Source organism: Arthrobacter sp. 01L42 (assembly GCF_056400005.1).
In genome coordinates this window covers 130,709-147,028 of record NZ_JBFTSL010000001.1, presented here as the reverse complement: position 1 = coordinate 147,028, position 16,320 = coordinate 130,709, and the positions used below count along the sequence as shown (strand labels likewise).

Here is a 16,320-nt window from a genome sequence, read left to right as displayed (position 1 = left end):
CTTGATGGACAGCGTTGAAGTGAAGAGGTAGTCGTGGAAGATCGGAAGCTGCGGATCGCAGCCGTTGGGGACGAGCTGTTGGCTGGGCTTGGTGATCCGCGCGCCTTGGGCTGGCTGGGCCGGGTCCTGGCCCGCACGCCGCAGGACAGCGTCGCCCTGGAGTGCTACTCCCTGCCATGCCCTGAAGAGGGCACCGAGGGCATTGCGGCCCGCTGGCTTGAGGAGGCGGGCCGGCGCTTCGGCAACCACCACGAAAACCGCCTGGTGATCGGCCTGTCAGGACGCGACATTGAGTTCGGCCTGTCCACGGCCCGCAGCCGCCTGAACCTGGCCAACATCCTGGACTCCGCCTCCCAGAACAAGATCGAGGTCTTCGTCGTGGGCCCGCCGCCCACGCTTGACCCCGCGCAGAACCGCAGGCTCGGCGAGCTCAACACCGCCTTCGCCGACGTCACGACGCGCCGGAAGCACCTCTATGTCGACACGTTCTCGCCGCTGCTGAACCACGAGCAGTGGCGCCAGGACCTCGCGGCCAACGGCGGCACGCCCGGCCAGGCCGGCTATGGCCTCATGGCCTGGCTCGTGCTGCACCGCGGCTGGTTCCAGTGGCTGGGCCTGGACACCCCGGAATAGGCGGGCAAGCAGGCAACCGGCCGCGCCGGGACCCCACCCTCCAGGGATTTCGCGATATATCTTGACCTGCCGGCAAGCGCGATATATCGTGACTTCATAGTCGCGATATATCGTTAGTTGCCCCAGCCCTTTCGCCCTTCCGGAGGAACCATGTCAGAGAACACGTGGACCGTGACCGGCCCGCAGACCATCGACGTCGACGGCGTCCACTCCCTCAAACTCGGGATTGTCCGCGGCCGCTTCGACATCGTCACCCATGACGAGGACGTTGCCAGGATCGAGGTCTCGGAAATCGAAGGCGATCCGCTGTCGGTTTCGATCGTCAACGGCCGCCTGGAAGTCCGCCACCAGCTGCACGGCCCGCAGGGCTGGTTCAAGAACCTGATGAGCACCGTCAACAACGGCAGCAGCAACTCGGTGGTCATCAGCATCGCCCTGCCGGCCGGCGTCGAGGTCGAGGCCGGGACGGTGAGCGGCGACGGCATGGTTTCCGGGCTCAGCGGCCACACCCGGCTCAACACCGTCTCGGGGTCCGTGCTGGCCGACGGCACCGCCGGGAACCTGTCCGTCAACACGGTCAGCGGCGAGGTGATTGCCCGCAACCACCGCGGCGTCCTGACCGCCAAGAGCGTCTCCGGCGAGGTGACGGCCTCGGGCGAATTCAGCAACATCCGGGCGAACACCGTCAGCGGCGACCTGAACTTCGACCTGCACGGCTTCACCCATGACTTTGGCGCCAATTCGGTCTCCGGCGACGTCACCATCCGGCTGCCGCACGACGTCGGGGTGGACATCGTTGCCAAGTCCGCCAGCGGCGCGGTGGTCATCGATGACACGAGGTACGCCCAGCCCGGCGGCACGGTGCAGACCATCGCGGGACCGGACGCCAAGCTGATGCTGGTCCGGACCAACTCGGTCTCGGGAAAGACGTCGCTCTTCCACGGCCAGCCCAGCCCGGACACCGAAACGGCTCTCTGATGCCTCCCGTCTTCGCCCACGGGGCGCTGCGGCTGTACCTGCTCGCCCTGCTCGAATCGGGCCCCAAGCACGGCTACGAGCTGATCAAGGCGCTCAGCGAGCGTTTCGGCGGAACGTACTCCCCCAGTGCCGGGACCATCTACCCGCGCCTGGGCAAGCTTGAAGAGGAAGGGCTCGTCGCCACCCGGACGGAAGGCCGCCGCACCAACTACAGCATCACTCCGGCCGGCCTCACGGAACTGAACCGCCGGCGGGACGAACTCGCCGGCGTCGAGAACGACATCTCGGCGTCGGTCCGCCGGCTCGCCGACAACCTGCGCCAGGACATCCGCGTCAACATGCGCGGCCTCCGGGCCGACCTTGCGGCCACGGCCGAGGCGGCCCGGACCTCGGCCCGCGCCGCCGGTTCTGCCGGCGGGACGGGCACTGCCGGCGCCGCGGGAAGCCCGTGGTACTCCCCGGAGGGCGAACGGCGGCTGAAGGAGGCGGAAATGCTGGTGCAGGCGTTCCGCGACGACATGCGGGTGGAACTGCGGCGTCATGCCGGGAGCCGTCCGGTCACCGCCGTCACGCTCGAAACGGTCAGGACCGTGCTGGACCAGGCCCGGATCTCGATCCGAAATTCGTTGGAGGGCTGAGGCCGGGACCGACCGGCCACGGCGCGTAGCACGGGCCTCCGGTTCGCGGCGGGTGCCGCGATGTGGGAGACTTGAGGGCAGCTCTTTTGAGTACCAAGATTAAGGAGGCCAGCTATGAGCAAACGTGCACGTAAACGTCGTGACCGTAAGCGTGGCGGCGCGAACCACGGTAAGCGCCCCAACGCCTAAGCAAAGCTTGGAATGACAGCTTTAGACGAATGACCCCGGAATCCTCACGGATTCCGGGGTCATTCGTTTATGTCGGCTCAGGCTTCCACAGTCCGGCTCAGGCTTCCACAGTCCGGATCGAGTGAATCCGGTCCAGGATGGAGTTCTTGAGGTTTTCCGGAGCTGCTTCGGTACACGAACGCTTGACCATCACGCGGATGACACATTCGAGGTCGTACTGCTCCAGGCACTCCGGGCAACTGTCCAGGTGGTCCTTGATCTCTGCGATGTCTGCACGCGTGAGCGCACCATCCAGATATTCATAGATACGTTGCATCCGGGCGTCATCGCAATCGCCCAGTCCCTGGCAGTCGCTCATTTCCTGTTCTCCTGTTTGTTGCTGTCGGCCGCGGCGCTTGACTCGGTGGCGGCCCTGAATCCTCGTTCGGCGGCATAGTCCGCCAGCATGTCCCGCAGCATCTTCCGGCCGCGGTGCAGCCGCGACATGACGGTCCCGATGGGGGTGTTCATGATGTCCGAAATTTCCTTGTACGCGAAACCCTCGACGTCGGCGAAGTACACGGCCAGCCGGAATTCCTCCGGAATCGACTGGAGGGCGCGCTTCACATCCGAATCGGGCAGGTGGTCAAGGGCCTCAGCCTCCGCCGAACGCAGTCCCGAGGACGTATGCGACTCGGCGCGGGCCAGCTGCCAGTCCTCAATGGTGTCCGAATTCGACTGCAGCGGCTCGCGCTGGCGCTTCCGGTACAGGTTGATGTACGTGTTGGTGAGGATGCGGTACAGCCAGGCCTTCAGATTGGTTCCGGGCTTGTACTGGTGGAACGCGGAAAACGCCTTCGTATACGCCTCCTGGACCAGGTCCTCGGCGTCGGAGGGGTTCCGGGCCATCCTCATGGCCGCCGAATACAGCTGGTCCACGTACTGCATGGCGTCACGCTCAAAGCGCGCCCGGCGCTCTTCCGCGGATTCGGTGGAGACATCAAGGGGCTTCCCGTCCACCTCGGTCTCCAAAGCGGCGGGCGTGCCAGCATCAGGTGTCTTGGTGGGCGTGGCGTCGTTTCCGGCAACCTCGTGCATGGCCGCAACGGCCGGGTCCATGGTGCTCATTGCGTTCAAGTCTACTGTCACCTTCCGCCGGGCACCCGGAACCGCCGGAAGCGCGAGGGTCCATGATTGACCGGAACCGGCTTCCGGTTCCGCCCTGTCTTTGACCAGAGTCAAATCTCCGCCTTCGTTAGCCTGCTGGGATCTGCCTTTCACAACCACGTCCTGCGGGCAAATATTCCGCAAAAGTGCAAGACTAGAACCGGTTCTCCCGCAGTGAAGCCGCTGTTCGTCCATCCAGGAGGAAATTCATGTCGTTTGTCCGCTTTCTCGCCCGGCCCATGCTCGCCTCCAGTTTCGTCCTCGCCGGCATGGACAAGCTCAAGAACGCGGATGACACTGCGGCCCAGCTGTCCCCCCTGTTGCGCCGTGCGGCCGACGCCTTGCCGTTCCAGCCAAATGAAAAAGTCGTGGCACGCGTGATCGGCGGCACCCAGATCGGCGCCGGCGTCTGCTTCGCCCTCGGCAAGTCCGCCCGGTTGGCGGCCACCCTGCTCGCCGTCATCTCGCTCCTGAACGGCTACGTCGAATGGCGCAGCGCGGACATCTCCTCGAAGGAAGCCCGCGACGCCCGCCGCAAACAGCTCCTGAAAAACGTCTCCCTCACCGGCGGAGCGCTCCTCGCCGCGGTCGATACCGCCGGCAAGCCCAGCCTGGCCTGGCGCGCCGGGCACCTGGCCGCCGATGCCAAGAAGAGCGCCGGACACCTCGCCGCAGATGCCCGCAAGACCACCAACAAGCAGCTGAAGAAGGCCGACAAAGTCGTGCGCAAAGCCGTAGACCACTCTGCCGGGGCCTAAGACGGTAATGACTGGCACCACCCCCTCTGCAGCTGCCCCGTCCCACCCTGCCGGCGCCCATGCAGCCGACGCCGGCCTGCACTGGCCCGCCCCCTTCGCCGCCCGGCCGGTCGATGCCACTGTCACCGTTCCCGGCTCCAAGTCCCTGACCAACCGGTACCTCGTGCTCGCCGCCCTCGCGGACGGACCTTCCCGGCTGCGGGCTCCCTTGCACTCCCGGGATTCCGCGCTGATGATTGAGGCCCTGCGGCAGTTGGGGGCCACCGTCACGGAAGTGCCCGGCGACGGCGCCTTCGGCCCCGACCTGGAAATCGTCCCGATCAGCATGGACACCGCGGCGGCTGACACGGCGATCGACTGCGGCCTGGCCGGCACGGTCATGCGCTTTGTCCCGCCGGTGGCCGCGCTGCGCCGCGGTGAGTCCCGTTTCGACGGCGACCCGCACGCCCGCAAACGCCCCATGGGCACCATTATCGAGGCCCTCGCCGGCCTGGGTGTGGCAGTCACCGCACCCAACGGCGGTCCGGCGTCGTCGTTGCCGTTCACGGTGCACGGCTCGGGCGAGGTGCGCGGCGGCCACCTGGTCATCGATGCCAGCGCTTCGTCCCAGTTCGTCTCCGCCCTGCTGCTGGCCGGGGCGCGCTTCACCGAGGGACTCCACCTGGAGCACGTCGGCAAGCCCGTGCCGAGCCTGGACCACATCAACATGACCGTGGCCGTGCTGCGCGGCGTGGGCGTGGCGGTCGACGACTCGGTGCCGAACCACTGGGTTGTCTCCCCCGGCCCGATCCGCGCCTTCGACGTCCGGATCGAGCAGGACCTCTCGAACGCCGGCCCCTTCCTCGCGGCGGCCCTGGCCACCGGCGGCACCGTGCGGATCCCGAACTGGCCCGCGGAAACCACCCAGGTGGGTGATCTCTGGCGCGGAATCCTGACCGCTATGGGCGCCACGGTGACGGTTGACGGCGGCACCCTGACCGTCAGCGGGGGCCCGGAGATCAAGGGCGGCGACTTCGACGAAACCAGCGAACTCGCCCCCACCGTAGCCGCGCTGTGCGCCCTCGCCACCGGCCCCTCACGGCTGGGCGGCATCGCCCACCTCCGAGGCCATGAAACGGACCGGCTCGCCGCCCTCGTCGCCGAAATCAACCGCCTCGGCGGGGACGCCGAAGAAACCCCCGACGGCCTCATCATCCGCCCGGCCGCGCTGCACGGCGGCGTCGTGCACAGCTACGCGGACCACCGCATGGCAACCGCCGGCGCCATCCTCGGCCTTGCCGTAGCCGGCGTGGAAGTCGAGGACATCGCAACCACGGCCAAGACCATGCCCGATTTCCCGCAACTCTGGGAAGCGATGCTGGCCCAGGGACCCGCCGCAGATGAGGACACCGCCGGTGGCACGCAGCACTGATTCCTGGGACGAGTCCGACGTCCGGATCCGGCCGAACAAGAAGGGCACACGGCCCCGCACCAAGGACCGGCCCAGCTACGATGACGCCGTCACCGGACGCATCATCACCGTTGACCGCGGCCGCTACACCGCCGTCGTCGGCGAGGGGACCGCGGACGAACGCAAGATCATCGCGGCCCGGGCCCGGGAACTGCGCCGCAACCCGGTGGTTGCCGGCGACTTCGTCTCCCTGGTCGGGGATGTCACCGGCGAGCCCGACACTCTGGCGCGGCTGGTCAGGATCCAGGACCGCAAGACGCTGCTGCGCCGCAGCGCCGACGACACGGACCCGATCGAACGTGCCGTCGTGGCCAACGCCGACCAGCTGGTGGTGGTGGTCGCCGCTGCCAACCCCGAGCCGCGGACCGGTTTCATCGACCGCGCGCTGGTGGCCGCGTACGACGCCGGCATTGAGCCGCTGCTGCTCGTCACCAAGGCCGACGTCAAGGATCCCGCCGAGCTGCTGTCCAACTACCAGCACCTCGACTTCCCCGTCATCATCTCCAAGACCGCCGACACCGCCGCTTCCGGCATCGACGCCCGCTCCGACGACGGGCTCTCCGCCCGGCTCGACAAGGACGCGGTATCCCAGCTGCGCGACTACCTCGACGGCAAGGTCACCGTGATGCTGGGCCATTCCGGCGTCGGCAAGTCCACCATGGTCAACGCCCTGACCGGGGCCGAGCGGGCCACGGGAGGCGTGAACGCGGTAACCGGCCGCGGCCGCCACACGTCCTCCTCCGCACTGGCGCTCAAAGTCAACGATGCCCCTGCCGGCAGCTGGATCATCGACACCCCCGGCATCCGGTCCTTCGGTCTGGCCCACGTGGACCCGGACCGGATCCTGCGTTCCTTCCCGGACCTGGAACCGGGCACCGATGATTGCGAACGCGGCTGCAAGCATGACTCCACCGCCGTCAACTGCGGCGTCGACAAGTGGGTTGCGGCCGGGCACGCGGGGCCCTCGGGACCGGCCAGGCTCGCGTCCCTGCGCCGGCTGCTGGGCACGGACCCGCGGATGGAAGCGCAGGAAACCAAGGAACTGGGCACCGTCTCCTAGCCGGACCGGCAGCGGGGCGGCGGCGCCGAGCCGCGGCCTCCCGCCCGGGGGCCCGGTTTGACGGTAGTTTGGAACCATGAGCCAACCCGCTTCGAGCTACAACGATGACCTGCGCCTTGCCCATGTACTGGCAGATTCGGTCGATTCCCAGACCATGAGCCGCTTCAAGGCGCTCGACCTTCGGATCGAGACGAAGCCCGACCTTACACCCGTCACCGATGCCGACAAATCCGCGGAAGAGGCCATCCGCGGCCAGCTCTCCCGGTCACGTCCGCGTGACGCGGTCCTGGGCGAAGAGTTCGGCAGCTCGGGCCACGGTTCCCGCCGGTGGATCATCGACCCGATCGACGGCACGAAGAACTTTGTCCGCGGCGTCCCGGTCTGGGCCACCCTGATCGCCCTCGTCGATGAGGGCGAGCCGGTGGTCGGCGTCGTCAGCGCGCCGGCACTGGGCAAGCGCTGGTGGGCCGCCAAGGGTGCAGGCGCCTACACGGGCCGCTCGCTCGCCGCCGCCACACGGTTGAAGGTATCCAACGTCTCCAATCTCGAGGACGCCTCGCTGTCCTACTCCAGCCTTGGCGGCTGGAAGGAACGCGGGAACCTGGATGAGTTCCTGGGCCTGACCGAGGAAGTGTGGCGGACCCGCGCCTACGGTGACTTCTGGTCGTACTGCCTCGTGGCCGAGGGCGCCGTGGACATCGCCTGCGAACCCGAGCTGAATCTCTATGACATGGCCGCCCTGGTGCCGATCGTGACCGAGGCCGGCGGCCGCTTCACCTCGCTCGAAGGCGAGGACGGCCCCTTCGGCGGCAACGCCCTGGCCACCAATTCGATCCTGCACTCGGAAGTGCTCAAGCGGCTCAACCCCGGACTCGACGACCTCTTCCAGGCCCACCCGAACAACTGATCCGCGCCCGTAATATTCCGCTTCACAATCGGCGGCCGCCTTTTCCCCGGCTGCGCCGATGTCCTACGCTCGATGCAGGTCACGAGTGCCAGCGCTAAACCCCGGTTTGCTGGCCGGCAACCCTCCAGTCGCGGTGGGGTGCCCCGGGTGACGACCTGGCCGGTCCGGAACGGACCCGGCAAGCGCGGATTCCCACGGTGTGGGGTCCTGTTCGAGTGAGGTCCCATGACAACTGCCACTTTCCCCGCCGCCACTGAATTCCATGCACGGCTTGCCCTCGCGGCCCGCCCGCTGGCAGCCGTCACCGGGGCTGAAATCCAGGCCCCGCTGATCACAGGCGGCCACGCGCGCTACGCCAACCTCGACTACGGCGCCTCCGCACCGGCCCTGTCCGTGGTCTCGGCCTACCTGAACGAAATCCTGCCGTACTACGCAAGCGTGCACCGCGGCGCCGGCTACGCATCACAGATCAGCACCTCCGTCTACGAGAACGCCCGGGACATCGTGCGGGACTTCGTGGGCGGCCGGCCCGGCGATTCCGTGATCTTCACGCGCAACACCACCGATTCCCTGAACCTGCTGGCCGGCTGCCTGCCGCTGCGCGACGGGCGGCCCGCGGGCGAGGTCCTCTACCTCGACATCGAACACCACGCCAACCTCCTGCCCTGGCAGAATGTCCCGCACCGCAGCGTCGTGGCCGCCGCCACCCTCGCGGCCACCGTGGACCGCCTGCGCGACGAACTCGCCCGCGGCGGGGTGAGCCTGCTGGCCGTCACCGGCGCCTCCAACGTCACCGGGGAGATCCTCCCGATCCGGACCCTGGCCGCACTGGCGCACGAATACGGCGCCAGGATCGTTGTCGACGCCGCGCAGCTCGCCCCGCACCGGCGGATCAATATCGCCGCGGACGACGTCGATTACCTCGCCTTCTCGGGACACAAGCTGTACGCCCCGTTCGGCGCCGGCGTGCTGGTGGGGCGGACGGACTGGCTCGACGCCGGCACCCCGCACCTGGCCGGCGGCGGCGCGGTCCGCGATGCCCGGCTCGACTCCGTCAGCTGGACCACGGGACCTGCCCGGCATGAGGGCGGCTCGCCGAACGTCCTCGGCGCGGCGGCCCTCGCCCGCGCCACCCAGGTCATTGCGGCCCTGGACCCGGAGCAGTGGCAGGCCCACGAGGACGCCATCCGGTCCTTCCTCGTCGAGGGCCTCCAGGGCATCGAGGGAGTAACCGTGCACCGGATCTTTGCCGATTCGGCTTCCGATTCTTCCCCTGCTTCTTCCACTGGAGGCGATCAGCCGGACACCGGCACGATCGGCGTCGTGAACTTTTCCGTGGAAGGCTACGACGCCGGACTGGTGGCCGCCTACCTGTCGGCCGAACACGGCATTGGCCTGCGCGACGGCCGCTTCTGTGCCCACCCGCTGCTCAAGCGGCTCGGCCTGCCCGCCGGCTCCCTGCGGGCCAGCTTCGGCCTCGGCTCACGGCTTGAGGACGCCGAACGCCTGCTGGCCGGCCTGCAGCAGCTGCGGCAGAACGGACTCGGCTGGGATTACGTGGTGGACGCGGGCCGCTGGGTGCCGGCCAACGATACCCGCAGCTATCCCCACTGGGCGCCGAACACCCCGGGCACCGCCGGCGCTGCGCCCTGCACCCTCGACTAGGCAGGATCGGGGCCCGGCGCGGGTGCGGTAAATTCGAAAGGTATCTGAGACCAGCAGGACCTTCCCGAAGGAGATCGCACGTGGCAAGCGCCGGCCCCAGGCTCCACAGCGGAGTCAAGCCGCACAGCGGACCGAAACTGCACAGCGGACCGAAGCTGCACAGCGTGCGGCGCCAGGAACTCGGACAAAGCTTCCAGGACGGCGGGGAGCACTACGAGCGCGTCCGCCCCGGCTATCCGCAGGAGTCAGCCGACTGGCTGGTCCCGTCGGGAGCCAGGGACGCCGCGGACATTGGCGCGGGCACCGGGAAGTTCACCTCCCTTTTGGCGGAACGCGGACTGGGCACGGTGGCCGTGGACCCCTCTGCCGACATGCTCGGGCAGTTGCGCCGGACCCTGCCGGACGTCACCGCCATCGAGGGCAGCGCCGAGGACACCGGTCTCGAGCCGGAGTCCTTTGACCTGGTCACGGTCGCCCAGGCGTGGCACTGGTGCGACCCCGGCCTGGCAAGCACCGAGATTGCCCGGATCCTGCGGCCGCACGGCGTGCTGGGCCTGATCTGGAACCAGCTGGACACCAGCGTGCCCTGGGTGCACCGGCTCTCCCGGATCATGCACGCCGGGGACGTCCACAAACCACACTTCCGTCCGGCCGTGGGCCCCGAGTTCACCGGGCTGGAGAGCCACCTGACGCGCTGGGAGGATTCCGTCACGACGGAGGACATCCAGGAGCTGGCCAAGTCCCGCAGCTACTATCTCGCGGCATCGGACTCCACCCGGGCCAAGGTCACCGACAACCTCGCCTGGTACCTGCACGAGCACCTGGGACACATCCCTGGCGAGGTGCTCCGGCTGCCCTACCTGACCCAGACGTGGCGGGCCTTCCGGGCCTGATGCACGCTCACCCCGGATTCCCCCGGATTCCCCCGGATTGCACGCAGCGCCCGCCGGGCTTATTGTTTCGGTATGCCTAATAAATTCTTATAGGCACACGAAACTTTGACACCGGCTGTTTTCCGGCCGGCGCCGATCATCGCGTCAACGCCGACGCGCCAATCACAGGAGCTGGCAGTGCTGGAGCTAACGGGACACGGGCAACCGGCGCAGGACGCCCCCACTTACAAACACCCGGGGGCCCGGAGGGCGCTGATCGGCCTGTTGGGACCGGCCTTCGTGGCGTCGATCGCCTACGTGGACCCCGGAAACGTGGCCGCCAACCTGACCGCCGGAGCGCAGTACGGCTATCTGCTGGTGTGGGTCCTCGTGGCCGCCAACGTCATGGCCGTCCTCGTCCAGTACCAGTCCGCCAAGCTCGGGATCGTCACGGGCAAGAGCCTTCCCGAGATCCTTGGTGAACGGCTCAAGCCGTTCTGGCGCCGCGCCTTCTGGGTGCAGGCCGAAGTTGTCGCCGCCGCCACCGATCTCGCGGAGGTGGTGGGCGGCGCAATCGCCCTGTACCTGCTTTTCGGCCTGCCCCTCCCCCTTGGCGCCGTGATTGTCGGCGCCGTGTCAATGCTCCTGCTCGCGGTCCAGGCCCGGCAGAAACAGCGGCCGTTCGAATTCATCATCATGTTCCTGCTCGGCATCATCACAGTCGGCTTCCTGGCCGGGCTGTTCATCAGCCCGCCCGATCCGGGGGCCGCCCTGGCCGGGCTCATGCCCGGTTTCCAGGGCCCGGACACCGTCCTGTTGGCCGCCAGCATGCTCGGGGCCACCGTCATGCCGCACGCCATCTACGTCCACTCGGCCCTGTCCCGGGACCGGCACCGGCCGGACGAACACCTGCATGTTCCCCCGGCGGCCATCGCGCGCCTGGTCCGGGCCACCCGGTTCGACGTCGTGGCCGCCCTCGCGATCGCCGGACTGGTCAACATCGGCATGCTGCTCCTGGCCGCCTCCACCCTCGGCGGCGAAGAAGGCACGGACACGATCGAGGGCGCGCACGCGGCCATCACCGCCAATCTCGGCCCGATCGTCGGCGTGATCTTCGCGGTCGGGCTGCTCGCCTCCGGCCTGGCATCGACCTCGGTGGGCTGCTATGCCGGCGGCACCATCATGCAGGGCCTGCTCAAGATCCGGATCCCCGTCATGGCCCGGCGCGTCGTGACCCTCATCCCCGCCGTCGTGCTGCTGGCGGTGGGCTTCGACCCCACCTGGGCGCTCGTCCTGAGCCAGGTGGTCCTCAGCTTCGGGATTCCCTTTGTCCTGGTCCCGCTGGTGGTGCTGACCAGCAACAAAGCCCTGATGGGCCGGTTCGCCGACGGCCCGGCCCTCCGAGTCGCCGCCATCATCAGCGTGGTGCTCGTCGTGGCTCTCAACCTGGTGCTGCTGTGGCTCACTTTCTCCGGAAGCAGCTGACGGTAGGCTTAGGTCTGTGAAGACCAGTACGCCCTCCTCCTCGATCGAGGACTACGTCAAGGTCATCTATTCGTTCACCGAGTGGCAGCGCAAGCCCATCACCTCCACGCAGCTGGCGCAGCGCCTGGGCGTCGCCAACTCCTCGGTTTCGGAAATGGTCCGCAAGCTCAAGGACCAGGGCCTCGTGGACCACAAGCCCTACAGCGCCGTCACGCTCACCAGCGATGGGGTCCGGCTCGCCCTGTCCATGGTCCGGCGGCACCGGCTGATCGAGACTTTCCTCGTCCGCGAGCTGGGGTACCGCTGGGACGAGGTCCATGACGAAGCCGAACTCCTGGAACACGCCGTCTCGGACACCTTTATTGAACGCATGGCGGCCAAGCTGGGGAACCCCACCCGGGACCCGCACGGCGATCCAATTCCGGCAGCCGACGGCTCGGTGCTGATGCCCGCCGCCCACCGCCTGAGCGAACTCGACGACGGCCACACCGGCCGGATCACCCGGATCAGCGACGAGAACCCGGAGCTCCTGCGCTATCTCGCCGCAGAGGACATCGACCTCGACGCCGAAGTGGAGGTGGTGGGCCGGCGTCCCTTCGGTGGCCCCATGGTAGTGCGGATCGGTTCCGCCGCGGCACCGCGCGAATTCGATTTCGCCGACGAGGTCGCCTCGGCCCTCTGGGTCCACAGCGATGCCGGGCACGCCGGCTGCAGCGTCACGGAGAGCTGAGTGAAGGGTGCGCTGGACGAGCGCCGGGCCGTGCCGCGCCCCGGCGTGCCGGGGTGGAAGGCCTGGTCCGCCGTCGCCGTCGGCGGGCTGATCGGAACCGAGCTGCGTTTCGGCGCCGGCTTGATTTTTCCCGAAAGCACCGGCGCGGTGCCGTGGACCACGTTGGCGATCAATGTCTCCGGGAGTTTCGTTCTGGCCACCCTGACCACCCTCTGGATCGCGCGGCCGCAGACGGCTTTCTGGCTGCGGGCCGGCATCGGCCCCGGCCTCCTAGGGTCCTTCACCACCTTTTCGGCGCTGGTGATCGCCATTGACCAGCAGATCCGCGGCGGCTTCCATGCCACGTGGCTGGCCTACCTCGGGCTCTCGCTGGTCCTGGGCCTCGGGGCGGCGGCGGCCGGCTGGAAAACCGGCAAGGCGATTGCAGACCTCCGCGGCGGTGCCCAATGATGACCGCGCTCGTGGTCGGGGCGTGCGGGGTGGCGGGAGCACTCCTGCGGTTCGCCGTCGACTCCTGGTTTGCGCACCATCAGGGCTCCCGACCGCACTGGCCCTGGGCGACGTTCACGGTCAACGTCGCCGGATCCTTTATCATCGGTTGGTCCGTCGGCCTGACCGGCCACCTGGAGCTGGGCACCGACTGGCACGCCGCGATCGCAACCGGTCTCGCCGGCGGCCTGACCACCTTCAGCTCATGGACCACCGCGACGGTCCGCCTGGTCAGCGAAGAGCGGTACCGGGCGGCGGCGCTCAACATCGGCGCGAACCTTCTCGTGGGGCTCGCGGCCGCCGCGCTTGGGCTTGCCCTCGCGGGCTGAAAACCTTAGCCCGCCGCCGGTGTGTCGAGGGTAACATCGGGGCGCCCTGGTGGCTTCGGGCCGCCGTCGTTCCCGTATCGTTGAAGGATGGTTACCCGACGTGAAGCAGCCCAGACCCTCGACATTCCCTTGGAAATGGCGCACCGTCACGGCATCCCGCCCCGGCTGTCCGAGGCCGAGCTGGGGGAGCTGCTGGACAACCCGCCGGCGTGGCTGGTCCAGTCCAAGGCAAACCGCACCGGCAAGCGGCCCGTCTGGGTCCAGCTCACCTGTGCCGTCTGCGGATTCTCCGAAGCGGCCCGGCCCAAAAAATGGTGGCCAGAGTTCACTTACGTCTGCTGCGCGCACCACGAGGCACGCGAGATCCCGGTGCTCGGGCCCGGGCTCGTGCGCAGTGTGTACGACGGCGTCGGCAGCCGTTTCGCAGGGATCGTGGACGCCGCCGTTCCCGAGGCGTAGCTTAAAAGACGGGGCTACCCCTGGCCCCTGCCGTGAGGGAGAGCACCATGCCTGACAAGACGCCGCACCAGAGCGTGTCGAAGAAGTCGGTTAAAACCATCAAGGAAAAACGGGCAGAGAAAAAGGCGAAACACATCGTTGATGCCCACACCGACCCAGTGGCACACATCAAGAAGCGCTGAAAAATCGAGAGGCCGGAAGCCGTTGCTTCCGGCCTCTTGTCGTGTTGCCCTGACACGTCCCGGCGGGCTGGTGGCTCACCCGAAATGGATGATGTGACAATCTCACGTTGGCGGTTGAGTGGTCTTGGGATCCGACCGAGAGGTCCTATTCCGGGGCCATGTCCGCGACGCAGTTCCAACCGTTGAGCGGCGCGGGGCCCATCGGAATCATTCGACGCGGGTGGTGACGGCCCGGCGGGGACCGCCCACACTAAGACCAGTGCGCCAGACAGCGTGCTCGACACAGACCGGAGGAATACCAGTGACAACCACACCGGAGACTGAGGCCCACGGGCCGGTCGACTTCGTACTCCTGGAGTTCCCCGTATCGGGACTGACGGGACGGGCGAGTGAGGAACTCGTTAAGCTCGTCGAGCAGGGCGTGATCCGCCTCTTCGATCTCCTCGTCGTCATGAAGAATGACGACGGATCTGTCGAGGTGCTCGAACTCACCGACCCAGGCGGTCCCGCGGCGGGGTTCTCCTACTTCGAGGGGGCCCGGACCGGGCTTTTGGGCGACGATGACATCGCCGAGGCCTCGGCCGCGCTGCTCCCCGGGACGGTGGCCGCGCTGATCGTCTACGAGAACACCTGGGCGGCACCTTTCGTGGCGGCCGTTCGGGACAGCGGGGGCGAACTCATCGCGAGCACGCGGATCCCTGCTCCGGACGTGATGGAAGCACTTGATGCCCTTGACGCCGCCGAGACGACGGCACCCGCCGTGTCGCCGGCACCCGACGCGTAAGACACACAGGAAGCAATCCGACAGGAGAAAATTATGGGACTTCTCAGAGGTATAGGGCGCACGGCGGTGGTTGCCGGGACAGCCAGTGCAGTCAGCGGCCGGGTCCAGCGACGGCAGGCCAACAAGTTTGCCGAGAAGGACGCCGCGACCGCGGCCAAGCAGCAGGAGGCCTACGATTCGCAGATGGCCCAGCAGGAACCACCGCCGCAGGCCTACCAGCAGCCGGTCTACCAGCAGCCACCACCCCCTCCCCCGGCTGCCGGCGGCATCTCAAACGAAGCCCTCGAACAGCTCAAGCAGCTCGGGGCGCTGAAGGATCAAGGGATTCTCACGGAACAAGAGTTTGGCGTCCAGAAGGCGAAGATCCTCGGCATGTAGTGCCAAGCAACTGGAAGGAGGAGGGAAGTGTCGGAAGACGCTTCCCTCCTCATTGGCCTTAAGCACAAAACTCCCCGCCGACAGAAGCCGGCGGGGAGTTTCGTGAACCCAATACGGGGTGGAGCGCCGTTGCCGGGCCCCTATGTGGAGATGGGGGGAATTGAACCCCCGTCCGATGTCGTGTTGTCAGGGCTTCTCCGGGCGCAGTTTGCGTCGGATTTTCTCGGCCCCAGCCATGCTGCAAACAGCTGGCTGATCCGGGCCCAGTCATCTAAGAGTCCCGTTTACCCCGATGACGGAGGTAAACAGCAGTGGCTATCTAAATGACGCCAGGATCCGGGGCAATAGCAACCTCGGGCTGACGGACTGTCTTACTGCTTAGGCAGCGAGAGCGAAGTCAGTGCGTTTTGATTCGGCACTTATTGGTTTGCAGACAGCGTTTACGAGATAATTCTGCATCCTCGGCCCGCTTCACCTGTCGCGACTAACATCGTCGAAACCGATCATCCCCGTATTTTTTTATCAAACCCGGACCGGATACTTTCGGATCCTTCCCGGACTACCAATCATAACGCACCGCCTCCGGGAAACATTCCCGGGGACCGTGATAGCCTGCGGCGCGCTAGCGGCGGTTGCGTTCGCGCATGACGCGCTGGGCCTCGCGCTTGTCCTGCTGTTCGCGAAGCGTCTGGCGCTTGTCGTATTCCTTCTTGCCGCGGGCGACGCCGATTTCGACCTTCGCGCGGCCGTCCACGAAGTACAGCTGCAGCGGCACGATCGTGAAGCCCGACTCGCGGATTTTGTGCGAGATCTTCGTGAGCTCTTCGCGGTGCAGCAGCAGCTTGCGGCGGCGGCGTGCGGCGTGGTTCGTCCAGCTCCCCTGGTGATACTCGGGGATGTGGATGCCCTCCATCCACAGCTCGTCGTTGTAGAACGTGCAGAAGCCGTCCACCATCGAGGCATGGCCCTCGCGCAGGGACTTCACTTCCGTGCCCATCAGCGCGATGCCGGCCTCATAGGTGTCAAGGACGTGATAGTCGTGCCGGGCCTTGCGGTTGGTGGCCACTACCTTACGGCCACTTTCTTTGGGCACGGTAGGACTCCTCGGTTTGTTGGTGGTTCACTCCGGCCAGGTGGTGCGGAGTCTTTCCAGTTTACGGCAGTGCGCCCGCCTCAGCGGATGGCCCG

21 protein-coding genes, 1 other RNA gene and 1 riboswitch are annotated in these 16,320 nt (G+C 67.3%); of the genes, 18 read left to right on the top strand and 4 right to left on the bottom strand.

The window, feature by feature from the left end; genetic code table 11:
- Positions 1-33: 33 nt before the first annotated feature.
- From AC1DN2_RS00635 to AC1DN2_RS00620, 4 genes are all read left to right on the top strand, one after another.
- The gene (locus tag AC1DN2_RS00635) at positions 34-633 is read left to right on the top strand and encodes a GDSL-type esterase/lipase family protein (RefSeq protein WP_079553040.1); all 600 of its coding nucleotides are present in this window, start codon (positions 34-36) and stop codon (positions 631-633) included.
- Positions 634-783: 150 nt separating this feature from the next.
- A complete protein-coding gene (locus AC1DN2_RS00630) occupies positions 784-1,611 on the top strand; it encodes a DUF4097 family beta strand repeat-containing protein (RefSeq protein ID WP_476848821.1) in 828 nt (275 codons plus the stop codon).
- Complete coding sequence (locus AC1DN2_RS00625) at positions 1,611-2,249, top strand: PadR family transcriptional regulator (protein ID WP_476848820.1); 639 nt, start codon at positions 1,611-1,613, stop codon at positions 2,247-2,249. The genes AC1DN2_RS00630 and AC1DN2_RS00625 overlap by 1 nt, the downstream gene beginning before the upstream one ends.
- Before the next feature lie 114 nt (positions 2,250-2,363).
- Positions 2,364-2,438 carry a 50S ribosomal protein bL37 gene (locus tag AC1DN2_RS00620; protein ID WP_104061284.1) on the top strand — a complete coding sequence of 25 codons (75 nt, stop codon included), beginning with the start codon at positions 2,364-2,366 and terminating at the stop codon, positions 2,436-2,438.
- A gap of 97 nt (positions 2,439-2,535) precedes the next feature.
- Here AC1DN2_RS00620 and rsrA read toward each other — a convergent pair whose 3' ends face one another.
- Together rsrA and AC1DN2_RS00610 are read right to left on the bottom strand one after the other, a co-directional pair.
- On the bottom strand, positions 2,536-2,796 hold the full coding sequence (rsrA, locus tag AC1DN2_RS00615) for a mycothiol system anti-sigma-R factor (protein WP_018775287.1): 261 nt from the start codon (positions 2,794-2,796) through the stop codon (positions 2,536-2,538).
- A complete protein-coding gene (locus AC1DN2_RS00610; protein WP_476848819.1) occupies positions 2,793-3,545 on the bottom strand; it encodes a sigma-70 family RNA polymerase sigma factor in 753 nt (250 codons plus the stop codon). The genes rsrA and AC1DN2_RS00610 overlap by 4 nt, the downstream gene beginning before the upstream one ends.
- A gap of 248 nt (positions 3,546-3,793) precedes the next feature.
- Between AC1DN2_RS00610 and AC1DN2_RS00605 the strand changes: the two genes are divergently transcribed.
- The 14 genes from AC1DN2_RS00605 (at position 3,794) to AC1DN2_RS00540 (ending at position 15,132) form a co-directional block, all read left to right on the top strand.
- Positions 3,794-4,342: a DoxX family protein gene (locus AC1DN2_RS00605; protein WP_476848818.1), complete on the top strand. Its 549-nt coding sequence runs from the start codon at positions 3,794-3,796 to the stop codon at positions 4,340-4,342.
- Between the two features lie 7 nt (positions 4,343-4,349).
- Positions 4,350-5,753: a 3-phosphoshikimate 1-carboxyvinyltransferase gene (gene aroA / locus AC1DN2_RS00600; protein ID WP_476848817.1), complete on the top strand. Its 1,404-nt coding sequence runs from the start codon at positions 4,350-4,352 to the stop codon at positions 5,751-5,753.
- Positions 5,737-6,852: a ribosome small subunit-dependent GTPase A gene (rsgA, locus tag AC1DN2_RS00595; RefSeq protein ID WP_476848816.1), complete on the top strand. Its 1,116-nt coding sequence runs from the start codon at positions 5,737-5,739 to the stop codon at positions 6,850-6,852. The genes aroA and rsgA overlap by 17 nt, the downstream gene beginning before the upstream one ends.
- A gap of 76 nt (positions 6,853-6,928) precedes the next feature.
- Entirely contained in the window at positions 6,929-7,759 is an 831-nt protein-coding gene (hisN, locus tag AC1DN2_RS00590; RefSeq protein WP_028277489.1) for a histidinol-phosphatase, read from the top strand.
- Positions 7,760-7,836: 77 nt separating this feature from the next.
- Positions 7,837-7,950, top strand: a riboswitch (SAM riboswitch).
- 34 nt (positions 7,951-7,984) lie between these two features.
- Complete coding sequence (locus AC1DN2_RS00585) at positions 7,985-9,424, top strand: aminotransferase class V-fold PLP-dependent enzyme (protein ID WP_476848815.1); 1,440 nt, start codon at positions 7,985-7,987, stop codon at positions 9,422-9,424.
- Between the two features lie 137 nt (positions 9,425-9,561).
- Positions 9,562-10,317, top strand: coding sequence for a class I SAM-dependent methyltransferase (locus AC1DN2_RS00580; RefSeq protein WP_476849008.1), 756 nt, complete (start codon positions 9,562-9,564; stop codon positions 10,315-10,317).
- 177 nt (positions 10,318-10,494) lie between these two features.
- Positions 10,495-11,781 (top strand): Nramp family divalent metal transporter, encoded by a 1,287-nt coding sequence (locus AC1DN2_RS00575; RefSeq protein ID WP_476848814.1) that lies wholly within the window; start codon positions 10,495-10,497, stop codon positions 11,779-11,781.
- Between the two features lie 16 nt (positions 11,782-11,797).
- Complete coding sequence (locus tag AC1DN2_RS00570; protein ID WP_079553023.1) at positions 11,798-12,511, top strand: metal-dependent transcriptional regulator; 714 nt, start codon at positions 11,798-11,800, stop codon at positions 12,509-12,511.
- Positions 12,512-12,961, top strand: coding sequence for a fluoride efflux transporter FluC (locus AC1DN2_RS00565; RefSeq protein ID WP_476848813.1), 450 nt, complete (start codon positions 12,512-12,514; stop codon positions 12,959-12,961).
- Positions 12,961-13,329, top strand: a complete 369-nt coding sequence (locus AC1DN2_RS00560) for a fluoride efflux transporter FluC (protein ID WP_223916176.1) — start codon at positions 12,961-12,963, stop codon at positions 13,327-13,329. Before AC1DN2_RS00565 ends, AC1DN2_RS00560 begins: the two co-directional genes overlap by 1 nt.
- An 87-nt stretch (positions 13,330-13,416) precedes the next feature.
- The gene (locus AC1DN2_RS00555) at positions 13,417-13,788 is read left to right on the top strand and encodes a hypothetical protein (protein ID WP_223916096.1); all 372 of its coding nucleotides are present in this window, start codon (positions 13,417-13,419) and stop codon (positions 13,786-13,788) included.
- A 47-nt stretch (positions 13,789-13,835) separates the two neighbouring features.
- Positions 13,836-13,970: a hypothetical protein gene (locus AC1DN2_RS00550; protein ID WP_018775274.1), complete on the top strand. Its 135-nt coding sequence runs from the start codon at positions 13,836-13,838 to the stop codon at positions 13,968-13,970.
- Positions 13,971-14,271: 301 nt separating this feature from the next.
- Entirely contained in the window at positions 14,272-14,754 is a 483-nt protein-coding gene (locus AC1DN2_RS00545; RefSeq protein ID WP_476848812.1) for a DUF6325 family protein, read from the top strand.
- A 33-nt stretch (positions 14,755-14,787) separates the two neighbouring features.
- Positions 14,788-15,132 (top strand): SHOCT domain-containing protein, encoded by a 345-nt coding sequence (locus tag AC1DN2_RS00540; protein ID WP_243181221.1) that lies wholly within the window; start codon positions 14,788-14,790, stop codon positions 15,130-15,132.
- Between the two features lie 142 nt (positions 15,133-15,274).
- Here the strand turns inward: AC1DN2_RS00540 and ssrA are convergent.
- Together ssrA and smpB are read right to left on the bottom strand one after the other, a co-directional pair.
- Positions 15,275-15,643, bottom strand: a transfer-messenger RNA (tmRNA) gene (ssrA, locus tag AC1DN2_RS00535).
- Between the two features lie 111 nt (positions 15,644-15,754).
- Entirely contained in the window at positions 15,755-16,225 is a 471-nt protein-coding gene (gene smpB, locus AC1DN2_RS00530) for an SsrA-binding protein SmpB (protein WP_026266743.1), read from the bottom strand.
- Positions 16,226-16,320 lie beyond the last annotated feature (95 nt).

Coding starts and splice junctions, on each gene's coding strand:
- AC1DN2_RS00625 (WP_476848820.1), top strand. CDS start 1,611: ATGCCTCCCGTCTTCGCCCACGGGGCGCTGCGGCTGTACCTGCTCGCC.
- AC1DN2_RS00585 (WP_476848815.1), top strand. CDS start 7,985: ATGACAACTGCCACTTTCCCCGCCGCCACTGAATTCCATGCACGGCTT.
- AC1DN2_RS00605 (WP_476848818.1), top strand. CDS start 3,794: ATGTCGTTTGTCCGCTTTCTCGCCCGGCCCATGCTCGCCTCCAGTTTC.
- rsrA (WP_018775287.1), bottom strand. CDS start 2,796: ATGAGCGACTGCCAGGGACTGGGCGATTGCGATGACGCCCGGATGCAA.
- AC1DN2_RS00550 (WP_018775274.1), top strand. CDS start 13,836: ATGCCTGACAAGACGCCGCACCAGAGCGTGTCGAAGAAGTCGGTTAAA.
- AC1DN2_RS00540 (WP_243181221.1), top strand. CDS start 14,788: ATGGGACTTCTCAGAGGTATAGGGCGCACGGCGGTGGTTGCCGGGACA.
- hisN (WP_028277489.1), top strand. CDS start 6,929: ATGAGCCAACCCGCTTCGAGCTACAACGATGACCTGCGCCTTGCCCAT.
- AC1DN2_RS00560 (WP_223916176.1), top strand. CDS start 12,961: ATGACCGCGCTCGTGGTCGGGGCGTGCGGGGTGGCGGGAGCACTCCTG.
- AC1DN2_RS00555 (WP_223916096.1), top strand. CDS start 13,417: ATGGTTACCCGACGTGAAGCAGCCCAGACCCTCGACATTCCCTTGGAA.
- AC1DN2_RS00610 (WP_476848819.1), bottom strand. CDS start 3,545: ATGAGCACCATGGACCCGGCCGTTGCGGCCATGCACGAGGTTGCCGGA.
- AC1DN2_RS00630 (WP_476848821.1), top strand. CDS start 784: ATGTCAGAGAACACGTGGACCGTGACCGGCCCGCAGACCATCGACGTC.
- aroA (WP_476848817.1), top strand. CDS start 4,350: ATGACTGGCACCACCCCCTCTGCAGCTGCCCCGTCCCACCCTGCCGGC.